15 protein-coding genes and 1 pseudogene are annotated in these 17,941 nt (G+C 60.8%); 6 read left to right on the top strand and 10 right to left on the bottom strand.

The features are described from left to right. Window positions 1-153 precede the first annotated feature (153 nt). From flhC to GSQ93_RS33760, 3 genes are all read right to left on the bottom strand, one after another. The gene (gene flhC, locus GSQ93_RS33770; RefSeq protein WP_158940265.1) at window positions 154-813 is read right to left on the bottom strand and encodes a flagellar transcriptional regulator FlhC; all 660 of its coding nucleotides are present in this window, start codon (window positions 811-813) and stop codon (window positions 154-156) included. Window positions 814-828: 15 nt separating this feature from the next. Continuing rightward, entirely contained in the window at window positions 829-1,146 is a 318-nt protein-coding gene (flhD, locus tag GSQ93_RS33765; protein ID WP_047845882.1) for a flagellar transcriptional regulator FlhD, read from the bottom strand. Window positions 1,147-1,802: 656 nt separating this feature from the next. Beyond that, complete coding sequence (locus GSQ93_RS33760; protein ID WP_367889799.1) at window positions 1,803-3,074, bottom strand: purine nucleoside permease; 1,272 nt, start codon at window positions 3,072-3,074, stop codon at window positions 1,803-1,805. A 147-nt stretch (window positions 3,075-3,221) separates the two neighbouring features. Between GSQ93_RS33760 and GSQ93_RS33755 the strand changes: the two genes are divergently transcribed. Next, the gene (locus GSQ93_RS33755) at window positions 3,222-3,602 is read left to right on the top strand and encodes a hypothetical protein (protein ID WP_158940264.1); all 381 of its coding nucleotides are present in this window, start codon (window positions 3,222-3,224) and stop codon (window positions 3,600-3,602) included. Here the strand turns inward: GSQ93_RS33755 and GSQ93_RS33750 are convergent. After that, on the bottom strand, window positions 3,527-6,130 hold the full coding sequence (locus tag GSQ93_RS33750) for a mechanosensitive ion channel family protein (RefSeq protein WP_158940263.1): 2,604 nt from the start codon (window positions 6,128-6,130) through the stop codon (window positions 3,527-3,529). The genes GSQ93_RS33755 and GSQ93_RS33750 overlap by 76 nt on opposite strands. 212 nt (window positions 6,131-6,342) lie before the next feature. Between GSQ93_RS33750 and GSQ93_RS33745 the strand changes: the two genes are divergently transcribed. After that, window positions 6,343-6,618 (top strand): hypothetical protein, encoded by a 276-nt coding sequence (locus GSQ93_RS33745; protein WP_158940262.1) that lies wholly within the window; start codon window positions 6,343-6,345, stop codon window positions 6,616-6,618. A gap of 72 nt (window positions 6,619-6,690) precedes the next feature. On the opposite strand, the gene GSQ93_RS33740 is transcribed toward GSQ93_RS33745, so the two are convergent. Then, a complete protein-coding gene (locus tag GSQ93_RS33740; protein WP_158940261.1) occupies window positions 6,691-7,611 on the bottom strand; it encodes a cation diffusion facilitator family transporter in 921 nt (306 codons plus the stop codon). A 66-nt stretch (window positions 7,612-7,677) separates the two neighbouring features. After that, a complete protein-coding gene (gene selD, locus GSQ93_RS33735; protein ID WP_158940260.1) occupies window positions 7,678-8,742 on the bottom strand; it encodes a selenide, water dikinase SelD in 1,065 nt (354 codons plus the stop codon). A 224-nt stretch (window positions 8,743-8,966) separates the two neighbouring features. On the opposite strand from selD, the gene GSQ93_RS33730 reads away from it, so the two are divergent. Both GSQ93_RS33730 and GSQ93_RS33720 read left to right on the top strand, forming a co-directional pair. Continuing rightward, window positions 8,967-9,404 (top strand): hypothetical protein, encoded by a 438-nt coding sequence (locus tag GSQ93_RS33730; RefSeq protein WP_158940259.1) that lies wholly within the window; start codon window positions 8,967-8,969, stop codon window positions 9,402-9,404. Between the two features lie 306 nt (window positions 9,405-9,710). Continuing rightward, a complete protein-coding gene (locus GSQ93_RS33720; RefSeq protein WP_158940257.1) occupies window positions 9,711-9,947 on the top strand; it encodes a hypothetical protein in 237 nt (78 codons plus the stop codon). A gap of 98 nt (window positions 9,948-10,045) precedes the next feature. Here the strand turns inward: GSQ93_RS33720 and GSQ93_RS33715 are convergent, their stop codons facing one another. Further along, window positions 10,046-11,029 carry an AraC family transcriptional regulator gene (locus GSQ93_RS33715; protein ID WP_158940256.1) on the bottom strand — a complete coding sequence of 328 codons (984 nt, stop codon included), beginning with the start codon at window positions 11,027-11,029 and terminating at the stop codon, window positions 10,046-10,048. A 384-nt stretch (window positions 11,030-11,413) separates the two neighbouring features. Here GSQ93_RS33715 and GSQ93_RS33710 point away from each other — a divergent pair, with 384 nt between their 5' ends. After that, window positions 11,414-12,460 (top strand): aldo/keto reductase, encoded by a 1,047-nt coding sequence (locus tag GSQ93_RS33710; protein ID WP_158940255.1) that lies wholly within the window; start codon window positions 11,414-11,416, stop codon window positions 12,458-12,460. On the opposite strand, the gene GSQ93_RS33705 is transcribed toward GSQ93_RS33710, so the two are convergent. Together GSQ93_RS33705 and GSQ93_RS33700 are read right to left on the bottom strand one after the other, a co-directional pair. Next, entirely contained in the window at window positions 12,457-12,981 is a 525-nt protein-coding gene (locus GSQ93_RS33705) for a GNAT family N-acetyltransferase (RefSeq protein WP_254074206.1), read from the bottom strand. The two genes, GSQ93_RS33710 and GSQ93_RS33705, sit on opposite strands and share 4 nt — an antisense overlap. A gap of 112 nt (window positions 12,982-13,093) precedes the next feature. Next, window positions 13,094-13,957, bottom strand: a pseudogene (locus GSQ93_RS33700) (glucose 1-dehydrogenase); the annotation flags it as partial. 280 nt (window positions 13,958-14,237) lie between these two features. Between GSQ93_RS33700 and GSQ93_RS33695 the strand changes: the two are divergent. Next, window positions 14,238-15,422 carry a 4-hydroxybenzoate 3-monooxygenase gene (locus GSQ93_RS33695; RefSeq protein WP_158940253.1) on the top strand — a complete coding sequence of 395 codons (1,185 nt, stop codon included), beginning with the start codon at window positions 14,238-14,240 and terminating at the stop codon, window positions 15,420-15,422. A 55-nt stretch (window positions 15,423-15,477) separates the two neighbouring features. Here the strand turns inward: GSQ93_RS33695 and GSQ93_RS33690 are convergent, their stop codons facing one another. Beyond that, complete coding sequence (locus GSQ93_RS33690; RefSeq protein ID WP_254074205.1) at window positions 15,478-17,826, bottom strand: amylo-alpha-1,6-glucosidase; 2,349 nt, start codon at window positions 17,824-17,826, stop codon at window positions 15,478-15,480. Window positions 17,827-17,941 lie beyond the last annotated feature (115 nt).

Here is a 17,941-nt window from a genome sequence, read left to right as displayed (position 1 = left end):
GGGAGAGCTCTGCGGCTCTGAAAAAGCAAAAGGGCTACCAACCTCGGTAGCCCCAAAAATTCCAACACCCCTTAAAAACTTAAAATAACAGCAACGGGTCCTGCGGCCACCCCATCAAACGATGGTCCTCGGGGCCGCCGGTCCGCTTACCGCTCAAGCAGCCTGTGCAATCAGGCTTTCTGTGCGCGGCTGTAACATCGCCGCGTGTTCGAGCACCGTCGATTCCGGCACTTCTTTGTTCGATACCAGACTCAACTCCAACAGCGCGGTCTCAAGGCTCGCCTGACGGGCGGCTGCCGCTTTCTTGGTCTTCCCCGCGCGTGACGGCGGCTGACAAGCCCCGCACACCACGTTTTCTTGCAAATCATGTTTGTGCGCGATGAACTTTCCAGTGCAGCGGCAGCATTTCGTAAGCTGCAGCATGCCCGCATCGAAAAAGCGCACAAGGGTCCAGGCCCGCGTTAGATCAAGTACCGCCTCGACATCGCTATTTCTGCAGTGTTCGAGATACAGCCGATACCCCTTCGTCAGGGCATCGAGGTGCGAGCAACCCGCTTCTTTCTTCAGGAACATGTACGTGTTGTAGAAGAGCGAAGCGTGAATATTCGCGAGCCACGTCATATACCAGTCAGCCGAGAAAGGCAGCATGCCCTTGGGCGGCGATACACCCTTCACCTCGCGGTACAACCGGATCATCCGGTCGCGCGACAGTGTCAGTTCACTTTCGAGCACTTGCATCCGCGCCCCGAGTTCGATCAATGCGATCGCGCGGAAAACTTCCTGTGCATCTTCGGTGAGGCTCTTCTTAAGCATGGCGAGGCCTCGTGCTTAGAGGAACTGTTCTGCTGGCTGACCGGCCAGCAAGATGGCTGCGTGCGTCGGGGCAATATCCGCATGCTTCGCGGGCGACGTGAGTGCAGCCAGCATGGTGTGATCGTTGAAACGGAAAAAACACAGCAACTGGTCCGAAGCCGCCAGTTTGACAACCTGCGCGAGCGTCAGCCCGGACAGAAGGTCGGCGAGTTCCTTGGACAAACCCAGTCGAAACATCCCGATGGCACGGTCCTCTCGCAGCATGCGCTGGGCGAGCATGATGTACGACAAGTTGATTTCTCGAATCGAGTCCAGCGTTTCGCGACCGTTCATGATTTTCCCGCGTTCTATATAAACCCCGAGTACCCTGCCGGCATTTTTTGCCAGCTATCTTTTTTGCCTAGCCAAACGTTTGTTCTGTTCGGCTACGTTTAAACTTTGTTTCAGTGAGTTACATCTTGTAACAACACTGTGAAACGGATTGTAAGTACCACGCAGCGGGAAATCAAGAACATCTCAATAATAAATTTCCATAAAACAACAAAGAGAAACGGTAATTTTTTCCTAAAGATGTAACAGGAAAGGGTGACCGATTTTTGGCGGCACTTTTGAAGCGAAATGCACTGCCTCAATTGACAGGGGATTTGCTTGGCGGTTGATTTGTTAGGGAAAAAACGGATGGGGCGGAAAGTCGGTTGACATGCCCGCTGAATTAATCGGATTGCGATGAATGGCGAAGTTGTAACAGCCAGTCATTGGACTTTCAGAATTGCAGAGAAGGAAAACCCTCGGATAAATGCTGTCGATTCCCTTTCATTTTTAATGCGGAAATTCGGCTAACAAAATGTCCGACTGACAGTCGGACGGCACATGTTGCACTTAGTTGTAACAGCGTCCGCAGAGACTATGAAAACTAGAAAACCGATAGAGATGGGTCCTCCCAAGCGCCTTGCGTCGCTGCGCAGACGCCATCGAACGCTCTGCAACCGCTAGTGTTGCGGCACGCCATCGCGCCATTCAGTCCAGTGAGTTGCAATCTCTTGCACCAGCGGATTACCCGCCCTATACAAGTTGTCGATAGCCGGCGCGAAACCGCCTTGCGCCGCATAATTGAGGAGGTTATCGGAGGCTGATTGCCCGTCATATGGCCGATCAAAATCCGAACCCGAACGCACGGCCGCCACCCGGTTCAAATCCACGCGATGCACACTCGCCGCCCGCGACAACGCCTCGTAAGTCGCGTTGTCCTCTTGCTGCGTCGTGCAATACACCCCCTTGCCGTCAGTCACGCGCTTCGTCCAGTCGCGCGCCCGCTCGCCGATGTATTTCCCCGACCACCACGTATCGCTCGCCAGCGTGTCGCACTGGATCACCTTGGGCGGCTGGTTCGCCGGCGCGTAGTTGAACCTGGCGCGCGCGGCCTGCGCTTCGGGACTGTCTGCAAGCATCACGTTCTTCGACAACGCATAAGCGGCATCGGCCAGATCCGGATTCAGCTTGAACACTTCGGTCTTGTAATCGAGCGGTGGTTTATCGGTCGGGCTCTTCGTATTGATGCCGAGATAACCGCTTGGCCAGCTATCCGGCTTTTCGCGCGCATCGAGTTCCCATTGAATACCGAAGTCGACGAGGTATTTCGCCCATGCGGCAGACCCGATCGTGCCTTGCATCGGGTCGATACCGGCGATCCCCGCGATCATGAAATAGGTCCGGCGCAGATCGAATTTATCGGAGAAAGTGAGCGCCATCAGCGAAGCGGCCGCATTCGCGTGCCCCATGCCGGTGGTCATCACGCAGACCTCCTGCCGGTTGCAGTTCACAACGGGATAATCCGGAGAGAGTCCAGCCACGTGAATGGCCTTCCAAGGGCCGAGCTTGTCGCGCCAGACTTGGGCCTCGGGGCCGAACATGGAAATGATCATGACCTTGACGAGCTGACCGTGGCCGGTGCTATTACCGCTATGAACGCTAAACGGCTCCCGCGCAAACGTTGGCTCACACGCGCTGAACAAGAGCGAAGCCGTCGCGACCGTCAGGCTTAATGTCGCGAGTCGTGCGGGGATGGGCGTGGGCTGACTGACGATGCGCGCGCGGCTGCGAGGAATATGAAGGAGCAGGTCGAGCGAGGAACGGACAATCGATTTCATCTGGGCGGCACCGTAAGTGGAAGGAGAACGCGAGGTGAAACGCACGGCAAGATGCACGACTGAACCATACGCCCGTCTCGTCGATACCGTCAGTACCACTCGCCGGGTGTTCATGCATCGGGCGCATTATAAAAGGACTACGAACACCGTTGTAAGGAACATAAAATGTTCCGGTAACGGCCATCAAGCACTAGTCTTGCTGTTTCACTTACTTGCTTGTTTGCACGTTCGCTGTTCAGTCCACTCCCCTGCAAGGCGCCCATGTCCGACACCGCCGCTTCACGAATGATCGATGCATTTCACGCCAGTCATGTCGAGGACCGCCAGCACGTCGAGATGTGGCTCGAAGTTACCGGCGACTGCGCCGTCGCGCTCGAGGCCTTGTGGTCCGAGGGGGAACATCATCGGGGACATGCACGCGCGGCCATGGACCGGCTGGTCGCGCTGGCGGACAAGCACGGCGTCATGCTTTCACTCGTGCCGCGGCCGCTCACGCAGAAAGGGGAAGGCCCCGCCGCGCCTTCCGTCGATCACACCGCACCCGATAGCGCCGCGCTCGAAGCGTTTTATGGCAGGCTGGGCTTCGAACCATCGGGCGGCAAGTTCGAAGGCTCGCCAGTGATGGTGCGCCCACCGCGTTGATCGGCGTTGTCATTAGCGTTAGCGTGCGCATTCACGTTCACATTCGCATCGGTTGAGGGATCGTCACGCTGATCTCCCTTGAAGGCTGCAGCCGACTCACCCGCATCGCCGCCCTTCACGATCACGAAATTGCGCTGCGGATTCGCTATCTCGATACCGCGTTCCGTGAAGCGGTCCACAATGCGCCGGTTGAATTCACGCTGCACGCCCCAGCGCGCGCTATCGCGGCACTGGATCTGACCGGCGAGCGTGACGCTCGACCCATCCACCGCGTCCACGCCCCACAGGCTGAAGTCGGAGAGAATGCCGTCCTTGAACGCGTCGTCTTCACGCAGCGACGCCCCGATTTCCTTGAGCGTATCCCCAGCCAGGTTCACGTCTTGTCCGAGCGCAATGCTCACGCGTACCGCGGCGTTGCCAATGCCGCGATTCGTGTTGTTCACCGTCGATACCGAACTGAACGGCACCGTGAACAGCGAGCCGTCGCTGCCCCGCAGACGCACCGTGCGGATCGACAAATATTCGACCGTGCCCGACACCCCCGCGAGCGTGACCGAGTCACCCACCTGCATCGCATTTTCCATCAACAGGAAGATGCCAGTGATCAAATCCTGCACGAGCTTTTGCGAACCGAAACCCAGCGCCACGCCGAAGATGCTCGCGCTCGCGAGCAGCGGCGCGGTGTTGACACCGATCTCGCTCAACCCCGTCAACACGACGACCATCGCGATCACAATAAAAAGCGCGCTGCGCATCATCGGCAGCAGGGTCGTGAGGCGCGCGGCCCGCAAACGGTCGCCGCTCGTGGTCCACGTTTCCAGCCGCTGCTCGACCATCACATTTGCGCCTTCCCACACGATCACTGCGAACGCGGCGGCCACCCCGATAGTAATGAGTGCAGACGCAAGCCGATGACCCACGCCGCCCGACGAGAACAGCGTCAGGACGTGAAGCCCCCAGACCTGCAGCAGCGTCAGCAAGGTAATGACAATGATCACCGTCTGCACGGTGCGCCGCAGCAGCGGGTAATAGCGATAGGCGTGCCGATGCGCGATCGACTTGCTCGACAAGTCGTCTTCACCGCCCGCCGTATGAAAGAGTCGGCCGAGCGCGCCGAACGCGACAATGGCGACCACGCGCGCCGCCACCAGCACGAGCACCGAGATGCCAAACAGATGAAATAGCGTGCGATACCCGTTGCGTACATCGAGCGCCCAGACGAACCATAGCGCCAACACGAAAAACACCGAGAGGCCGGCCCAGACATCGGCGATCCAATTACCGAGCAGTACGAATGACCGACGTCCCTTGACGCTTTCGCGAATCCAGGCAGCAACCGGCACGCGGCATTTGAGGATCACGATAGCGATCAGCACGTGCACGACCAGCGCGACCGCCTTCAGGATCGCGTCGTGAGCCGTGTCGGTCATGCCTAGCGGTTCCGCAGCCTCAGCGAGCGCCGAGCCCGCGCCCGCCACCCACACGATGCGCACGAGCCAGTCGTGCGAGAAGCGTGCGGCATCGTCGCTGATCTGGATCAGGCGCAGGCCCGGCGCGCGCGGCGCGATGAAGAAACCGCTCGCGATCACCAGGCCGCGGCACACCAGGTACACGTCGATCAACGCGCCGACGGAACGTCCCTGCGGCGTGCTGTCGTCGATGAAAATAGACATCAGTACCGCAGTCGCAATCGTGAACACGATCAGCGGCAGCAACGCGAGCAAGCTGTGAAGAATGGCGCTTGGCAGCCGCTGCAACAGCGTCCAGTGCCGCGCTGCGTGGCGCACGCCGCGGGCGGTATCGGTCTTGCGTTCAGCGACCTCGATAGCCGCCTCGTTGCCTGAGCGCTCGGCCACGGCTTCGGCGTGCACCGCCGCCCGCTCGTCCTTCGCCAATTCCGGCTGGGTTGCATCGACATCCACGACCCCGCGGGCCGCGATCCGTGCGCGCCACCGGCGCAGCCATCGCGAACTCAGGTATTCCAGCACCAGGGCGGGCAATAACGAGATCGAGATTGATCCGATCACCTGGCCCACCAGATCGCGCCCGCTGGCAGTGGCAGTGCGCTGGTGCCACCACTGCATCACCGAGCCATAGTCGAGCAACGCGGTGACCGAACGGCGCAAGCCGCCGCTGAGTTCGCCGAGCCAGGAACCCGCCTCATGCGAAATCTGCGATGCCAGCCCGTTGCTCGTGAGTGACTTCGCCAGAACGCCCGCCGCGCCCGATGCTCCGCTTGCAGCCGAGGCGATCGCCGGCGCAGCGCTGCCTGAGGCTGCCTGGACGGGCGTAGAGAGTGCTCCGGCAGCCGCGACGGCGCGTAGGGTGTCCTCGATCTGGCTGCGGCGTGCGGGGTCGTTGAGGACCGCCAGTGCGGCGCGCGCCTGTTCGGGGGTCAGTGTGACGGTTGATGCACCTGCGGCAGCTGTGGCTGGCTTGGCGGCGCTGGCGGCGTTCGCGGCAGATGCAAGCGTGCCGCTCAGCACGCTCAGGACAAAAAGAAAGACAACGAGAACAATTTTGCGCATGGGCGAGGATGAGGAACTCGGTTAGGAAAACCGCCACGGATGCGCCCGGCATGCAGCGCGATTGAACCTGCGGTGATCACTCTCAAGCGGTGCAAACTGGACAAACTAGACGAACTGGAATGGTTCGTGCATCAAACGTCTGATCATAACTACCGGATTCGGGCATGCACGTCCAAATTCCGCGAACTGTCCGATCCACGCGATCCCGCCGAATGGCCCTTGCCGGCACCGCCATGTTGCTGTCGGCGACCGGACTGCTGGTAGCACTTCTTGCGCCCGCACGCGGATCCGCCGCCGAACACGCCAACCTTGAGCACGCCGCGAAGCCCATCCCGCCCTCGGCTGCGGGAGTGAGCAAGCACGTGGACAGCGTTGCGCCGCCGGATGAAGGCACCACGCTACTTCCCGCCAGCGGCGACACTCAGCTTCCCGCCACGCCCGATACCCCGCGACCGCATTACGACAAGCCACCGGCACATTTGCCGTGATGCCGGATTCTCCCCAGCGTCCCTGCAGTTCCGAAGTTTAGTGGAACCTTTGTTGGACGTTACCTTGCCTGCTCAAGCACGCGCCTCTGCCACGCGGGGAATATCCGGCTCGAAGAAGACCCAACGCGCTTCGGGGAACGCGCGCTGCAGGTCCGCTTCGATCACATTGATTGCATCGACCATCGCGCGGCCGCTGTCGTAGTCCACCATCTCCGCTTGCACGGCCACCACGATCTGCTTGCCCCACTGCAGCGTAATCAGGTTGATCACGCGCACAATTTCGGGGCGCGCGCTCAAGTGCGCGTCGATAGCCCGGCGCACTTCCGGACTCGCCGATTCTCCGACGATCATCGACTTCACTTCACGTGCGACCAGGTACGCGATCACCATGAGCAGCACGCCGACGCCAATCGATCCCGCTGCGTCGTAGACGGGATTGCCGGTGATCATGGTCATGAGCACGGCGCAAAACGCAATGGCGAGCCCCGCCAGCGCGGCGACATCTTCGCCTGTAACCACGATCAATTCGGACTCGCGCGTCTCGCGAAACCATCTCCAGAGAGACTTATTCCCCGACGTCTTGCGGATCTCGCGCAACGCGCCGGCCAAGGAAAATGACTCAAGTACGACCGATATCCCCAGCACGACAAGCGCAACAATCGGGTTGCTGACCACCTCATGCCGGGCAATCCGATGCACGCCTTCGTACACCGAAAACGCGCCGCCGACAAAGAACAGCAGCAGCGCGACGAGCATGGAATAGAAGTAGATCTCGCGGCCCGAGCCGAGCGGATGCAACACGTCGGCGGGCGCCTGTGAACGCTTGAGCCCGAACAGCAACAACAGTTGATTGCCGCAATCGGCGGTGGAGTGGATAGCTTCGGCAAACATGGAGCCGGAGCCGGTGAACGCAGCCGCCCCGAACTTGCAGACGGCGATGCCGAAGTTGGCGGCGAGCGCGTAGAAAATGGCTTTCGGCGATTCTTCTTTCATCGTGCTCCTGGCGGCGGTGAGTCCGGGACGCTCCCGGACATCAACAACGAACAAACAACCAACGCGTCAAACGACTTCCACGCGGCTTTCGCCATCGATCATTTCTCCGATCACAGCCGCCTGATCGAAGCCGTCCGCGCGGAAAATGGCGAGCACTTCGTCAACTGCTCCGGGCGCGCACGACACCAGCAATCCGCCCGAAGTCTGCGGGTCGGTGAGCAGGCTTCGTGCCACATCGTGCAACGATGACGCCAGCATGATCTCGTGCCCGTATGCAGTCCAGTTACGCCCGGATGCCCCGGTGACCACGCCCGCTTTCGCGAACGCCTCCACGCCGGGCAGCCATGGCAAGTCGGCGTATCGCAGGCGTGCCGTCAGCCCGGCACCGCGGCTGAGCTCCAGCGTGTGGCCCAGCAGGCCGAAGCCGGTGACGTCGGTAAGCGCGTGCACGGCGTCCAGTAGAGCCAGATCCGCGCCCGGGCGGTTCAGCTTGGTCGTGGCGGCGATCATCGCGGCGTAGCCGGCGGCATCGAGTTGATCCTTCTTCAGTGCCGCCGATAAAACGCCCACGCCGAGCGGCTTGCCGAGGATCAGTACGTCGCCGGGACGAGCGGAGGCGTTACGCTTCACGCGCTTCGGATGCACGATCCCGATGGCCGCCAGGCCATAGATAGGCTCGACGGAATCAATGGAATGCCCACCCGCGAGAGGAATGCCCGCTTCGGCGCAGATCGACTCGCCGCCCTTCAGAATGGCCGCGATCACCTCGTGCGGCAACACATTGATCGGCATGCCGACGAGCGCGAGCGCGAGGATCGGTTTGCCGCCCATCGCGTAGACGTCGGAGAGTGCGTTGGTTGCCGCGATACGGCCGAAGTCGAACGGGTCATCGACGATCGGCATGAAGAAGTCAGTCGTTGCAACAATCGCCTGCTCGTCGTTCAAACGATAAACCGCCGCGTCGTCGGCGGTGTCGTTGCCGACCAGCAAGTCGGGGAAGAACGGCATTGGCACGCTGCGCTTCAACAGGTCGGCGAGAACGCCCGGCGCGATCTTGCAGCCACAACCGCCGCCGTGGGACAGGCTGGTCAGTCGGGGCGACGGGGATGCATTCAGCTTGATGTCAGTCATTCGCGGTTATCCGGCAAAGTGGCGTGTGACCGATATTATGGTGGTTGTGACGTCCGGACGTGGCAATCGCGATTCAACACGCCATGCTGATGACCAGGGCGCCGAGTCCGCGTCAATGTCGAAAACTGTCATGCAAACGCTCACGCGGTACACTTCGAGTCACGGTCCCATGCCGTCTTTCAACGTTACCCATCAACCGCCTTGTGCCCCGTACCTTTACCCGCATGAAATCTTTACCTCTTGTTTTCGGCTTGATCCTCTGCGCGTCGCTGTGTCAATTCGGGCAATTCGGGCAACTCGCTCACGCTCAGGAATCGCCTGACCCCTCGCAGGAAGACTACGCCTACCTGACCCGCATGCGCGTCCCTGAACCGGTGATTCGCTGCGTGGCGGCGTTTGATCGCTGGGTCGCGTTGACGCCCAAGTACGACACGTTCATCGTCCCCGACCGGCGTGTGCTGCGCGCAAAGATCGATAGCGACACGACTATCTTCAGCGCGGGCAATCCCATTCCCGTCGACGAAGTTATCGCCATGCGCGCGTTCGCCAAAGTCCGCGGCCAGGCGCAGTGGACGCGCGTTGACAGCCGCTGCGGCGTGCGCGACGGCCGTGTGGTCGGTGTTTCGCTCACCCCAAATGTAAGGCCCGCGATCGTTCGGTAACAGCGCCGGGGCGCCAAGCCTTCGCTGCCTCTCCCGAATATTTCCGGCCACACTTTTCCTTACAAACGCAAACGGCTTGTCATTTAGCTAATCGCTAAATTGATTTCACGGATTTCACTTGGAGAAACCGATGAAACGATTAGCGATTCTAGCCACGCTCGCAGTACTCCTCGGCAGCACCCTGGGTGGTTGCATCGTCGTACCGGATGGCGGCGGATATCACCATCACGACTACTACGGCCGCTACTAAGCGTGGCTTTGCGGGATAAAGCAACAAACCAAACAACAAGCGCGAAGGAAACCAACATGTTGACACTCAAAAAAAGCTTGGCAGCCGCATCGCTCGCGGTGGCGGCAGCAACGAGTCTCGGCTTCTCGAACATCGCATCCGCCGACGACCACTTCCACCCCGGCTACGTTCATGTCGACAGCCGCGGCTGGCACGGCGACCGGTACTACGACGGGCATCGCTATTGGGAACGGCGCGAGTGGGAGCGCCATCACGCACCGCGTTATGACGGCCCTCCGCATCGTTACTATTGATTGGTCGCGCAGGCCTTAAAAACAAGCGTTAAAAACGAAAAAGCCAGGGACGTCCCTGGCTTTTTCGTTTTCTGCTGCTGCAAAACCGCACGTCCTGATCACGCGCTGGCGGTCTCGCGCCATTTGCGGGTATCGCGTAATGGCGGCGCACCGAACAGGCGGCTGTACTCGCGGCTGAATTGCGATGCGCTCTCATAACCCACGCGATGCGCCGCTGTCGCTGCATCGGTCATGTCGATCAGCATCAGGCGGCGCGCTTCCTGAAGCCGCAACTGCTTCTGGTATTGCAGCGGGCTCATCGCCGTGACGGCCTTGAAATGATGGTGCAGCGACGAGACGCTCATATGCACGTCGCGGGCGATCGACTCCACGCGTAACGGCTGATCGAAGTGCTGGCGCAGCATCATGATCGCCTTCGCAATGCGCTGTGTCTGGCTGTCCTGCAGCGCGATCTGACGCAAGCGCGCGCCAGGACCGTTCATCAGCAGCCGATACAGGATCTCGCGCTTGACCAGCGGCGCGAGAATCGGAATGTCCTCCGGTGTATCCAGCAGGCGCAGCAAACGCAAAACGGCATCCAGCAGCGACGTGCCGAGCCGGTTGACATAGAGGCCGCGCGAGGCATCTGCGGGCGTCGACGGCGGCAGGCTTTCATCGCGGATCAATGTGGTGATTTCCTCGACATCGAGATCAAGCCGCATGCCCAAATACGGTGTTTCCTCGGTCGCGCCCGTCACCTGCCCCATCACCGGCAAATCCACCGATGAAACCAGATAGTGCATGGGGTCATACACATACAATTCGTCGCCAACCATGATCCGCTTCGACCCTTGCGCGATCACGCCAAGCGCGGGTGTCTGAATGCCGTGGCTCGGGCCGCCGCAATGCACGATCCGGTGCAGGAACAAACCGTGCACCGCCGTCTGGAACGTGCCAATGGTGTCTGCCGTGAAGCGGTCCAGTAACGCGACCAGATCTAGCCGGGCGTGATCGAGGCCCGGATCAAGCGGCGTTGATGCACCGCCGTGGTCAGCGTGGTTCGTTGGGTCGATGGCGGAATCCGCCGTCTCATTCAGGGCCATGATTCGCAGATAGTGAGTTTGCGCGGCTGCTGCCCGGAAACGGCCACAGTCTTGCAAGGATGGAGAAGAATTGCCGTCAGTCAGATGCTAGTCAGGTTCAAATCGCGATCAATCATGCACTGCCGGCGAATGGCACCCAGCTTACTCGTGCCTGCGGGTTTTCGCCCAGCGCTACGCGCGGCCTTTGCAGGATCGGGCAAGGATCTGACAGGATCAGGCTAGCCGGGCGAGACGCCACAGGCAGATACTGCTTCATCGCGGCGTTGCTGAAACACCGAACGGGCGTTCGGGCGTTCGGTTGTTCCGCCGTGAAGCGGATGACGACACAGTCGAACGTGAAGTCTACAGCCCGCTAGTTCAAGGACGAATTCTAAGGAACCCAGCATGCGTAACAGAAAATTCGGCAATACCGGCTTGTTCGTTTCGGAATTATGCCTCGGCACCATGACCTTCGGCGAGGGCGGCATCTGGACCAATATTGGCGGCCTGCAGCAGGCGGACGCGGACAAACTCGTCGGCCGGGCATTGGATGCGGGCATCAACTTTATCGATACCGCCGACGTCTACGCCGACGGCGCCTCGGAGATCATGACCGGCCAAGCGCTCAAGAACCTGAAGGTGCCGCGCGAAAACGTGGTGGTCGCCAGCAAGATCCACGGCGAAACCGGCACGAAAGGCGTCAATTCGCGCGGAGCGTCGCGCTATCACATCATTGACGGCGTGAAGGCGAGCTTGAAACGCCTGCAACTCGATCACATCGATTTGTATCAGCTGCATGGCTTCGATACCGCTACGCCCATCGAAGAAGCGCTGCGCGCACTCGACAACCTCGTGCAGCACGGTCATGTCCGCTACATCGGTGTATCGAACTGGGCGGCGTGGCAGATCGCCAAGGCGCTGGGCATTTCGGAGCGGCTCGGCCTCGCGCGTTTCGAGTCGCTACAGGCGTATTACACGATCGCCGGGCGCGACCTTGAACGTGAAATCGTGCCCATGCTGAAGAGCGAAAACCTCGGCCTGATGGTCTGGAGTCCGCTCGCGGGCGGTTTGCTGAGCGGCAAATACAAGCGCGACGGAAGCTCGTCGGAACCGGGCCGCCGTACGAACTTTTCGTTTCCGCCAGTGAACATGGATCGTGCATTTGATTGCATCGACGCCATGACGAAGATGGCCGAAGCCAAGGGCGTGACGGTCGCGCAAATCGCGCTGGCTTGGCTGCTGCACCAGAAGGTGGTGACGAGCGTGATTATCGGGGCGAAGCGGGTCGGACAACTCGACGACAACATCGCAGCGACGCAAGTGAAGCTGAACGACGACGAACTCGCCGCACTCGATGAAGTCAGCCAGCTCGCTAGTGAATACCCGGGCTGGATGTTCGCGCGGCAGGGTGAATACCGTCTGAAACAGTTGCAGGAATCGAGCGGCGGCTAGTCGGTTGATAAGCTGGCGACACGTTGGAACGGCAAGGTCATGAGCACGGCCTCCTGATATTTGCCGTCTATTTTCAGCGAACGCGGTTCACGCGCGTACTCGACGAATCCTACCGAGCGATACAGGCGTTGCGCCGCTTCGTTATGCGGCGCAACCGTCAGCTGGACCTCTTCCACCACCGTGCGTGCGTGGCTCAGGACGGCTTGAACGAGCGCCAATGCCATTCCCGTTCCACGAGCGGCCGGGCGCACGTACATGCCCATCAAGACGCCCTTGTGTCGCAGTTTCGCGCCTTGCGGAACAATCAGCCCGGCCACGCCGGCCAGCTCGTTTTCATCGCCTAAAAAACCGCCGAACACGACCGCGTTCACAATCCGTTGCTCGAACAACGCGAGCGGCTGCTCGACTTCGTCTTCCCACGCCGACCCAAAACCGTCGGGGTGTCGGGCGAGACCTTCGAGCCTGACATCGCGATAGGCACTGGCGTCGGCGGCAGTCAGACGGCGGATGGTGAATGGCATGGGCATGAGCGTGGGTACCTTGAGCGGCGTGTCGTGATTGCGAGCGCGAAAACACGAGTTTCGCACGCACGGCGCGTCCGCTCCAAGCCGGATTGCTCAAGCCGCCCGTCGAGATGATCGGCTTGCCACCCGTCACCGCGATGGTCGCGCCGGAGATATAACTTGCTTCATCCGATGCGAGCATCACATAGGCCGCCGCCAGTTCTGCCGGCTGCCCGGGGCGTTTCATCGGGACTTGCGAGCCGAAATTCTTGACCTGCTCGGGTTTCATCGTAGATGGAATCAGCGGCGTCCAGATCGGCCCCGGCGCCACGCCGTTCGCGCGAATGCCCTTCTCCGCCAGCAACTGCGCGAGGCCGCCTGTGAAGTTCTGAATGGCGCCCTTCGTGGTGGCATACGCGATCAATCCCGGATTCGGACTGTCCGCATTCACCGATGTCGTGTTGACGATCGCGCTGCCCGGCTTCATGTGCGGCACAGCGGCCTTCGTGATGCGGAACATTGCGCCGATGTTCGTCGCAAAGGTCTTGTCCCACTCTTCGTCGCTGATGTCCTCGAGGCTGTCGTAGACCATCTGGTAAGCGGCATTGTTGACGAGCACATCGACGCGCCCGAACGACTCAACCGTCTTCGCGACCAGCTCGCGGCAAAACGCGGGGTTGGTGATATCGCCGGGCAGCAGCAGGAATTTCCGGCCCGCTTCCTCGACCCAACGCGCTGTTTCTTTGGCGTCGTCGTGCTCGTTCAGGTAGGCGATCGCGACGTCCGCGCCTTCCCGGGCGAACGCAATCGCCACCGCTCGGCCGATGCCGCTGTCCGCGCCGGTGATCAATGCGATCTTGCCGGCAAGCTTGCCCGAGCCCTTATAGGTTTTCTCGCCGTAATCAGGCGGAGGATTCATCGGTGCGCTATGGCCGGGTTGCCGGTCTTGCTGCTGGTCCGGAAAGGGTGGCTTGGGATAGGAAATCTGGGTCATGTGCGGTCTCCCTGAAAACGATGGTGGAAGACCGGGTTTCAGCAAGCAGCGGACCCAGGGGTCGATTGATGGTTCAGGTTTGGGAATTGGACGTTGGCGGGTCGGCAGCAGCTTTGAAGTGATTACGCCCACGGTCGGACAATTCTGTCCAAAACCGAAATATGGGCGACGACCTTTATCCGCATTCCAGATATAGCCTATCCACGTTATCGCGTTGCGCGATACCTTGCCGATGCGCAAGACTGTGTCCACAAAATCAACACGCATTACGGAGACATTCATGCGTACACAAGTCGGCATCATTGGTGCAGGTCCCGCGGGCCTCCTGCTCTCCCATCTTCTCCATCTTCGCGGTATCGAATCGGTCGTGCTCGAGGCACGCAGCCGAGGCGATATCGAATCCACCATTCGTGCGGGCGTTCTCGAACAAGGCACGATGGACCTGCTGAACGAGGCGGGACTCGGCGCGCGCATGCTGGCCGAAGGTGCGGTGCATCATGGTTTCGAACTCGCGTTCGAAGGGCAACGCAAGCGCATTGCACTGACCGAACTCACCGGCCATTCGATCACCGTCTACGCCCAGCACGAAGTCATCAAGGATCTGGTCGCCGCGCGCGTAGCCGCCGACGGTGCGTTGAAATTCGGCGTGAGCGACGTGTCGCTGCATGATTTCGACGATGCCCCTGGCACCACCCGGCCGCGCATCCGTTACAAGCACGAAGGGTTCGAGCACGAGCTGGAGTGCGACTTCATCATGGGTTGCGACGGCTCGCAAGGCGTCGCGCGCGGGTCAATGCCCCAGGCACTGAGGCACGACTATCAGCGCATCTATCCGTTCGGCTGGTTCGGGATCCTGGTCGAAGCGCCGCCTTCGGCGCACGAGTTGATTTACGCTCGCCACGATCGCGGTTTTGCGCTTATCAGCACCCGCTCGCCGAACGTGCAGCGCATGTACTTCCAGTGTGACCCGAAGGACTCAGTCGATGCCTGGTCCGACGACCGCATCTGGTCCGAACTCCACGCACGCGTGGACACGCTGGACGGCTGGCAGATCACGGAAGGGCGGATCTTCCAGAAGAACATTGTCGGCATGCGTAGCTTTGTCTCCACGCCGATGCAATCCGGCAAGCTGTTCCTCGCTGGCGACGCCGCACACATTGTCCCGCCGACCGGCGCAAAAGGTATGAACCTGGCCGTGTCCGACGTTCGTATTCTGACCGCCGCCTTGCAGGCGTTCTACGAAGAAGGCGCGAGCGACAAGCTGGATCGCTATACCGAGACCGCCCTGAAACGCGTCTGGCGCGCAGAGCATTTTTCGTGGTGGATGACCCGGATGCTGCACAAACTCGACGACACCTCGCCGTTCGAACAGCGCCTGCAAGTGGCCGAGCTCGAACACGTGACCACATCGCGCGCCGCCGCCACGGCGCTGGCCGAGAACTACGTCGGCAGCGTCGCGGTTTAAATACGCGGTTCAAATAACCCGGCAGCTAATGGCGGCGGCGAGGTTCGCGGTGCGGTTAAAGCACCGCCACCACGCGGATATCGCCTTCGATAGACGGCACGATCTGCCCTCCCACGCGCCGGAAAGTGATAGACACGGTCTTGTCGCCGACCCGCAGTTCACCAATCTCCAGCCAGTCGATACCATCCGGCAACTGCGGCCGGTCGATACGCACTTCGTGGTTCTCGGCGTCGATCGTGATCCCAAGACATGCCTCGAGGATCATGAACGGCGATCCGGCCGCCCAGGCTTGCGGCAAGCAAGCGACCGGGTAGCCGATCGGCCGCTCGCCACGTTGCCGGGTGAAGCCGCAAAACAGCTCGGGCAGACGCATATCGAACGTGACAGCCGCTTCGAACAGTGCCTGCAACAGGCGCACTGCGCCGCTGCGGTCACCGTAGCGTGCGAGTCCACGCGCGCACATGGCGCTGTCGTGCGGCCACACGGAACCGTTGTGATACGACATAGGGTTAAACCGTGGCTGGCCAGCCGCCAACGTGCGCACGCCCCAGCCGGTATTGAACAAGGTCGACTCAAGCTGCCGCGCGACGGCTTCACCGCGGCTGCGTTCGACGAGGTCAAAGGCGAGCAAGTGTCCCGCATTCGACGCCAACACCTTGCACAGCTCACCCTTGCCGTCGAGCGCGATACCGTAGAACTCCGACTCGGGCATCCAGAACATTGTTTCCACGCGTTCACGGATGTTTTGCGCGCGCTGCTCAAAGTCCGATGCTTGGTCCGGTGCGTTGCGCTGTCTCGCGAAGCGGGCCATGGTGGCAAACGCGGTGGAGGCGTAAGCCTGAACTTCAACTAGCGAAATGGGTCCGATCGGGAAACTGCCGTCGGCGTGAAAGACGGAGTCGCCGCTGTCTTTCCAGCCTTGGTTGGCAAGCCCCGCTTCCGTTGCGCGCTGGTAACTCAACAGGCCGAATTCGTTCTTGTCGCAATGACGCGCGATCCATTGCGCGGCCAGTTGCAACGCGGGCCACAATTCGTCGATCAACGCCGTGTCGCCCGTTCGTTCGGCGTATGCGCCGGCCAGCGCAACGAACAACGGCGTGCTGTCGACCCCGCCGTAGTACATCGCAAACGGCACTTCGCCCGTCGCAGCCATTTCGCTATTGCGGGTCTCGTGCATGATCTTGCCCACTTCCGCATCGCGGAACGCTGAGTCCTCGCGCGCCTGATGCGCTGCGAGAAACCGCAGCACGCCGCGGGCAAGCGACGGATCGATCCACAACATTTGCAGCGAAGTAATGATGGCGTCGCGGCCAAAAGCCGTGGAAAACCACGGAATGCCCGCGTACGGATACGGTCCCGTTTCAAGGTCAGTCGTCAGCAGACCGAGATCCGCGAGCGAACGATCGATCCATTCGCTGAACAACGGATTGCTCGAACGCACGCGCGCCACCGAACGCCGCCGCTCGCGCATCCGCCGATGGGCATCGACAAGTGCCTCGCGAATAGCCGGCCGCCCCGATTCCGGCGCGCATTCGGCGCCTTCCTCAGCAATCTTCTTGCTCTCCGCACTGGCGTCGCTCAACGCGTGCGTGACGGCCGTGATCGACAAGTAGATCGACATGGCCGTTTCCGACTGGATCCGCAGTACGTAATCCGCACGATTGACCGAAAGCGAATGCGGCGCAGGCGAAAACTGAATGCGCGCGGTCCGCTCGACTTCATCCAGACCCGTGTAACGCAACACGACTTCACCATTTTCGATGCACGGCTCGCGCATTGTTCCGCGTTTCGGGCGGGTGGACCCGCGCACCTCGAACATGTCGTGGAAATCGGCGGCGAAGTTGATTGAAAGCGGCACGGTGGCCGGTTCCGTGCCGTAGTTGGTCAACACAATGGCTTCGTGCAGGACATGGCGCGACAACACCCGGCGGCGCTCGACGTGGATCACGCCCTCAGGCGTGCTCGCCCCGCCGATAAGCGGCAGCGGCCGGTTGGTCAGATGCGCTGTAAAGACAGCGTTGTCGCTGGACACGCTGCCCGACAAGAGCGACGGCGAGCGTCCGCCAAAAGTCAGGCGCAACTGCGACAGCACGCGTGTGTCGTTGACGAAGAGGCCGTCGTCATTGCCACGGATGTCGCCGTTTGCGTCGTTGACCACAAAGGTATTGCCGGCCTTGAGCACAAACTGACGCTCGTTCGCGTAGCTCGTATGCTCGGTCGCGATAAACGCGCCGTCCGTGTTTGTGACGGGCGTCGACGGAGGAACCTCGCGAACGCCGGCTGTACTGCGGATAGGGTCGGGCATGTCGTCATGAGCGGGGCCATGGGCACCTTCGCGAGCGATATCACTGGCCTGCCGGTCGCTGAGCGCCTGCTTTGCTTGCTGTTGTTCCTTCGTTTCCATTACACCTTCCTGAAAGAGTTGCCTGGACACTCGGGCGATTGTACGGCCGAAGCCTGCGAATCAATTTTTGCGGACCGGAGGCAAGCGCACCGCGGACCCGCTATCATCGACCGTT

The organism is Burkholderia sp. S171, from assembly GCF_009766085.1.
Classification (GTDB): Bacteria; Pseudomonadota; Gammaproteobacteria; order Burkholderiales; family Burkholderiaceae; genus Caballeronia.
The sequence above is the reverse complement of the archived record's forward strand: the minus strand, read 5'-3'. Positions and strand labels throughout refer to the sequence as shown.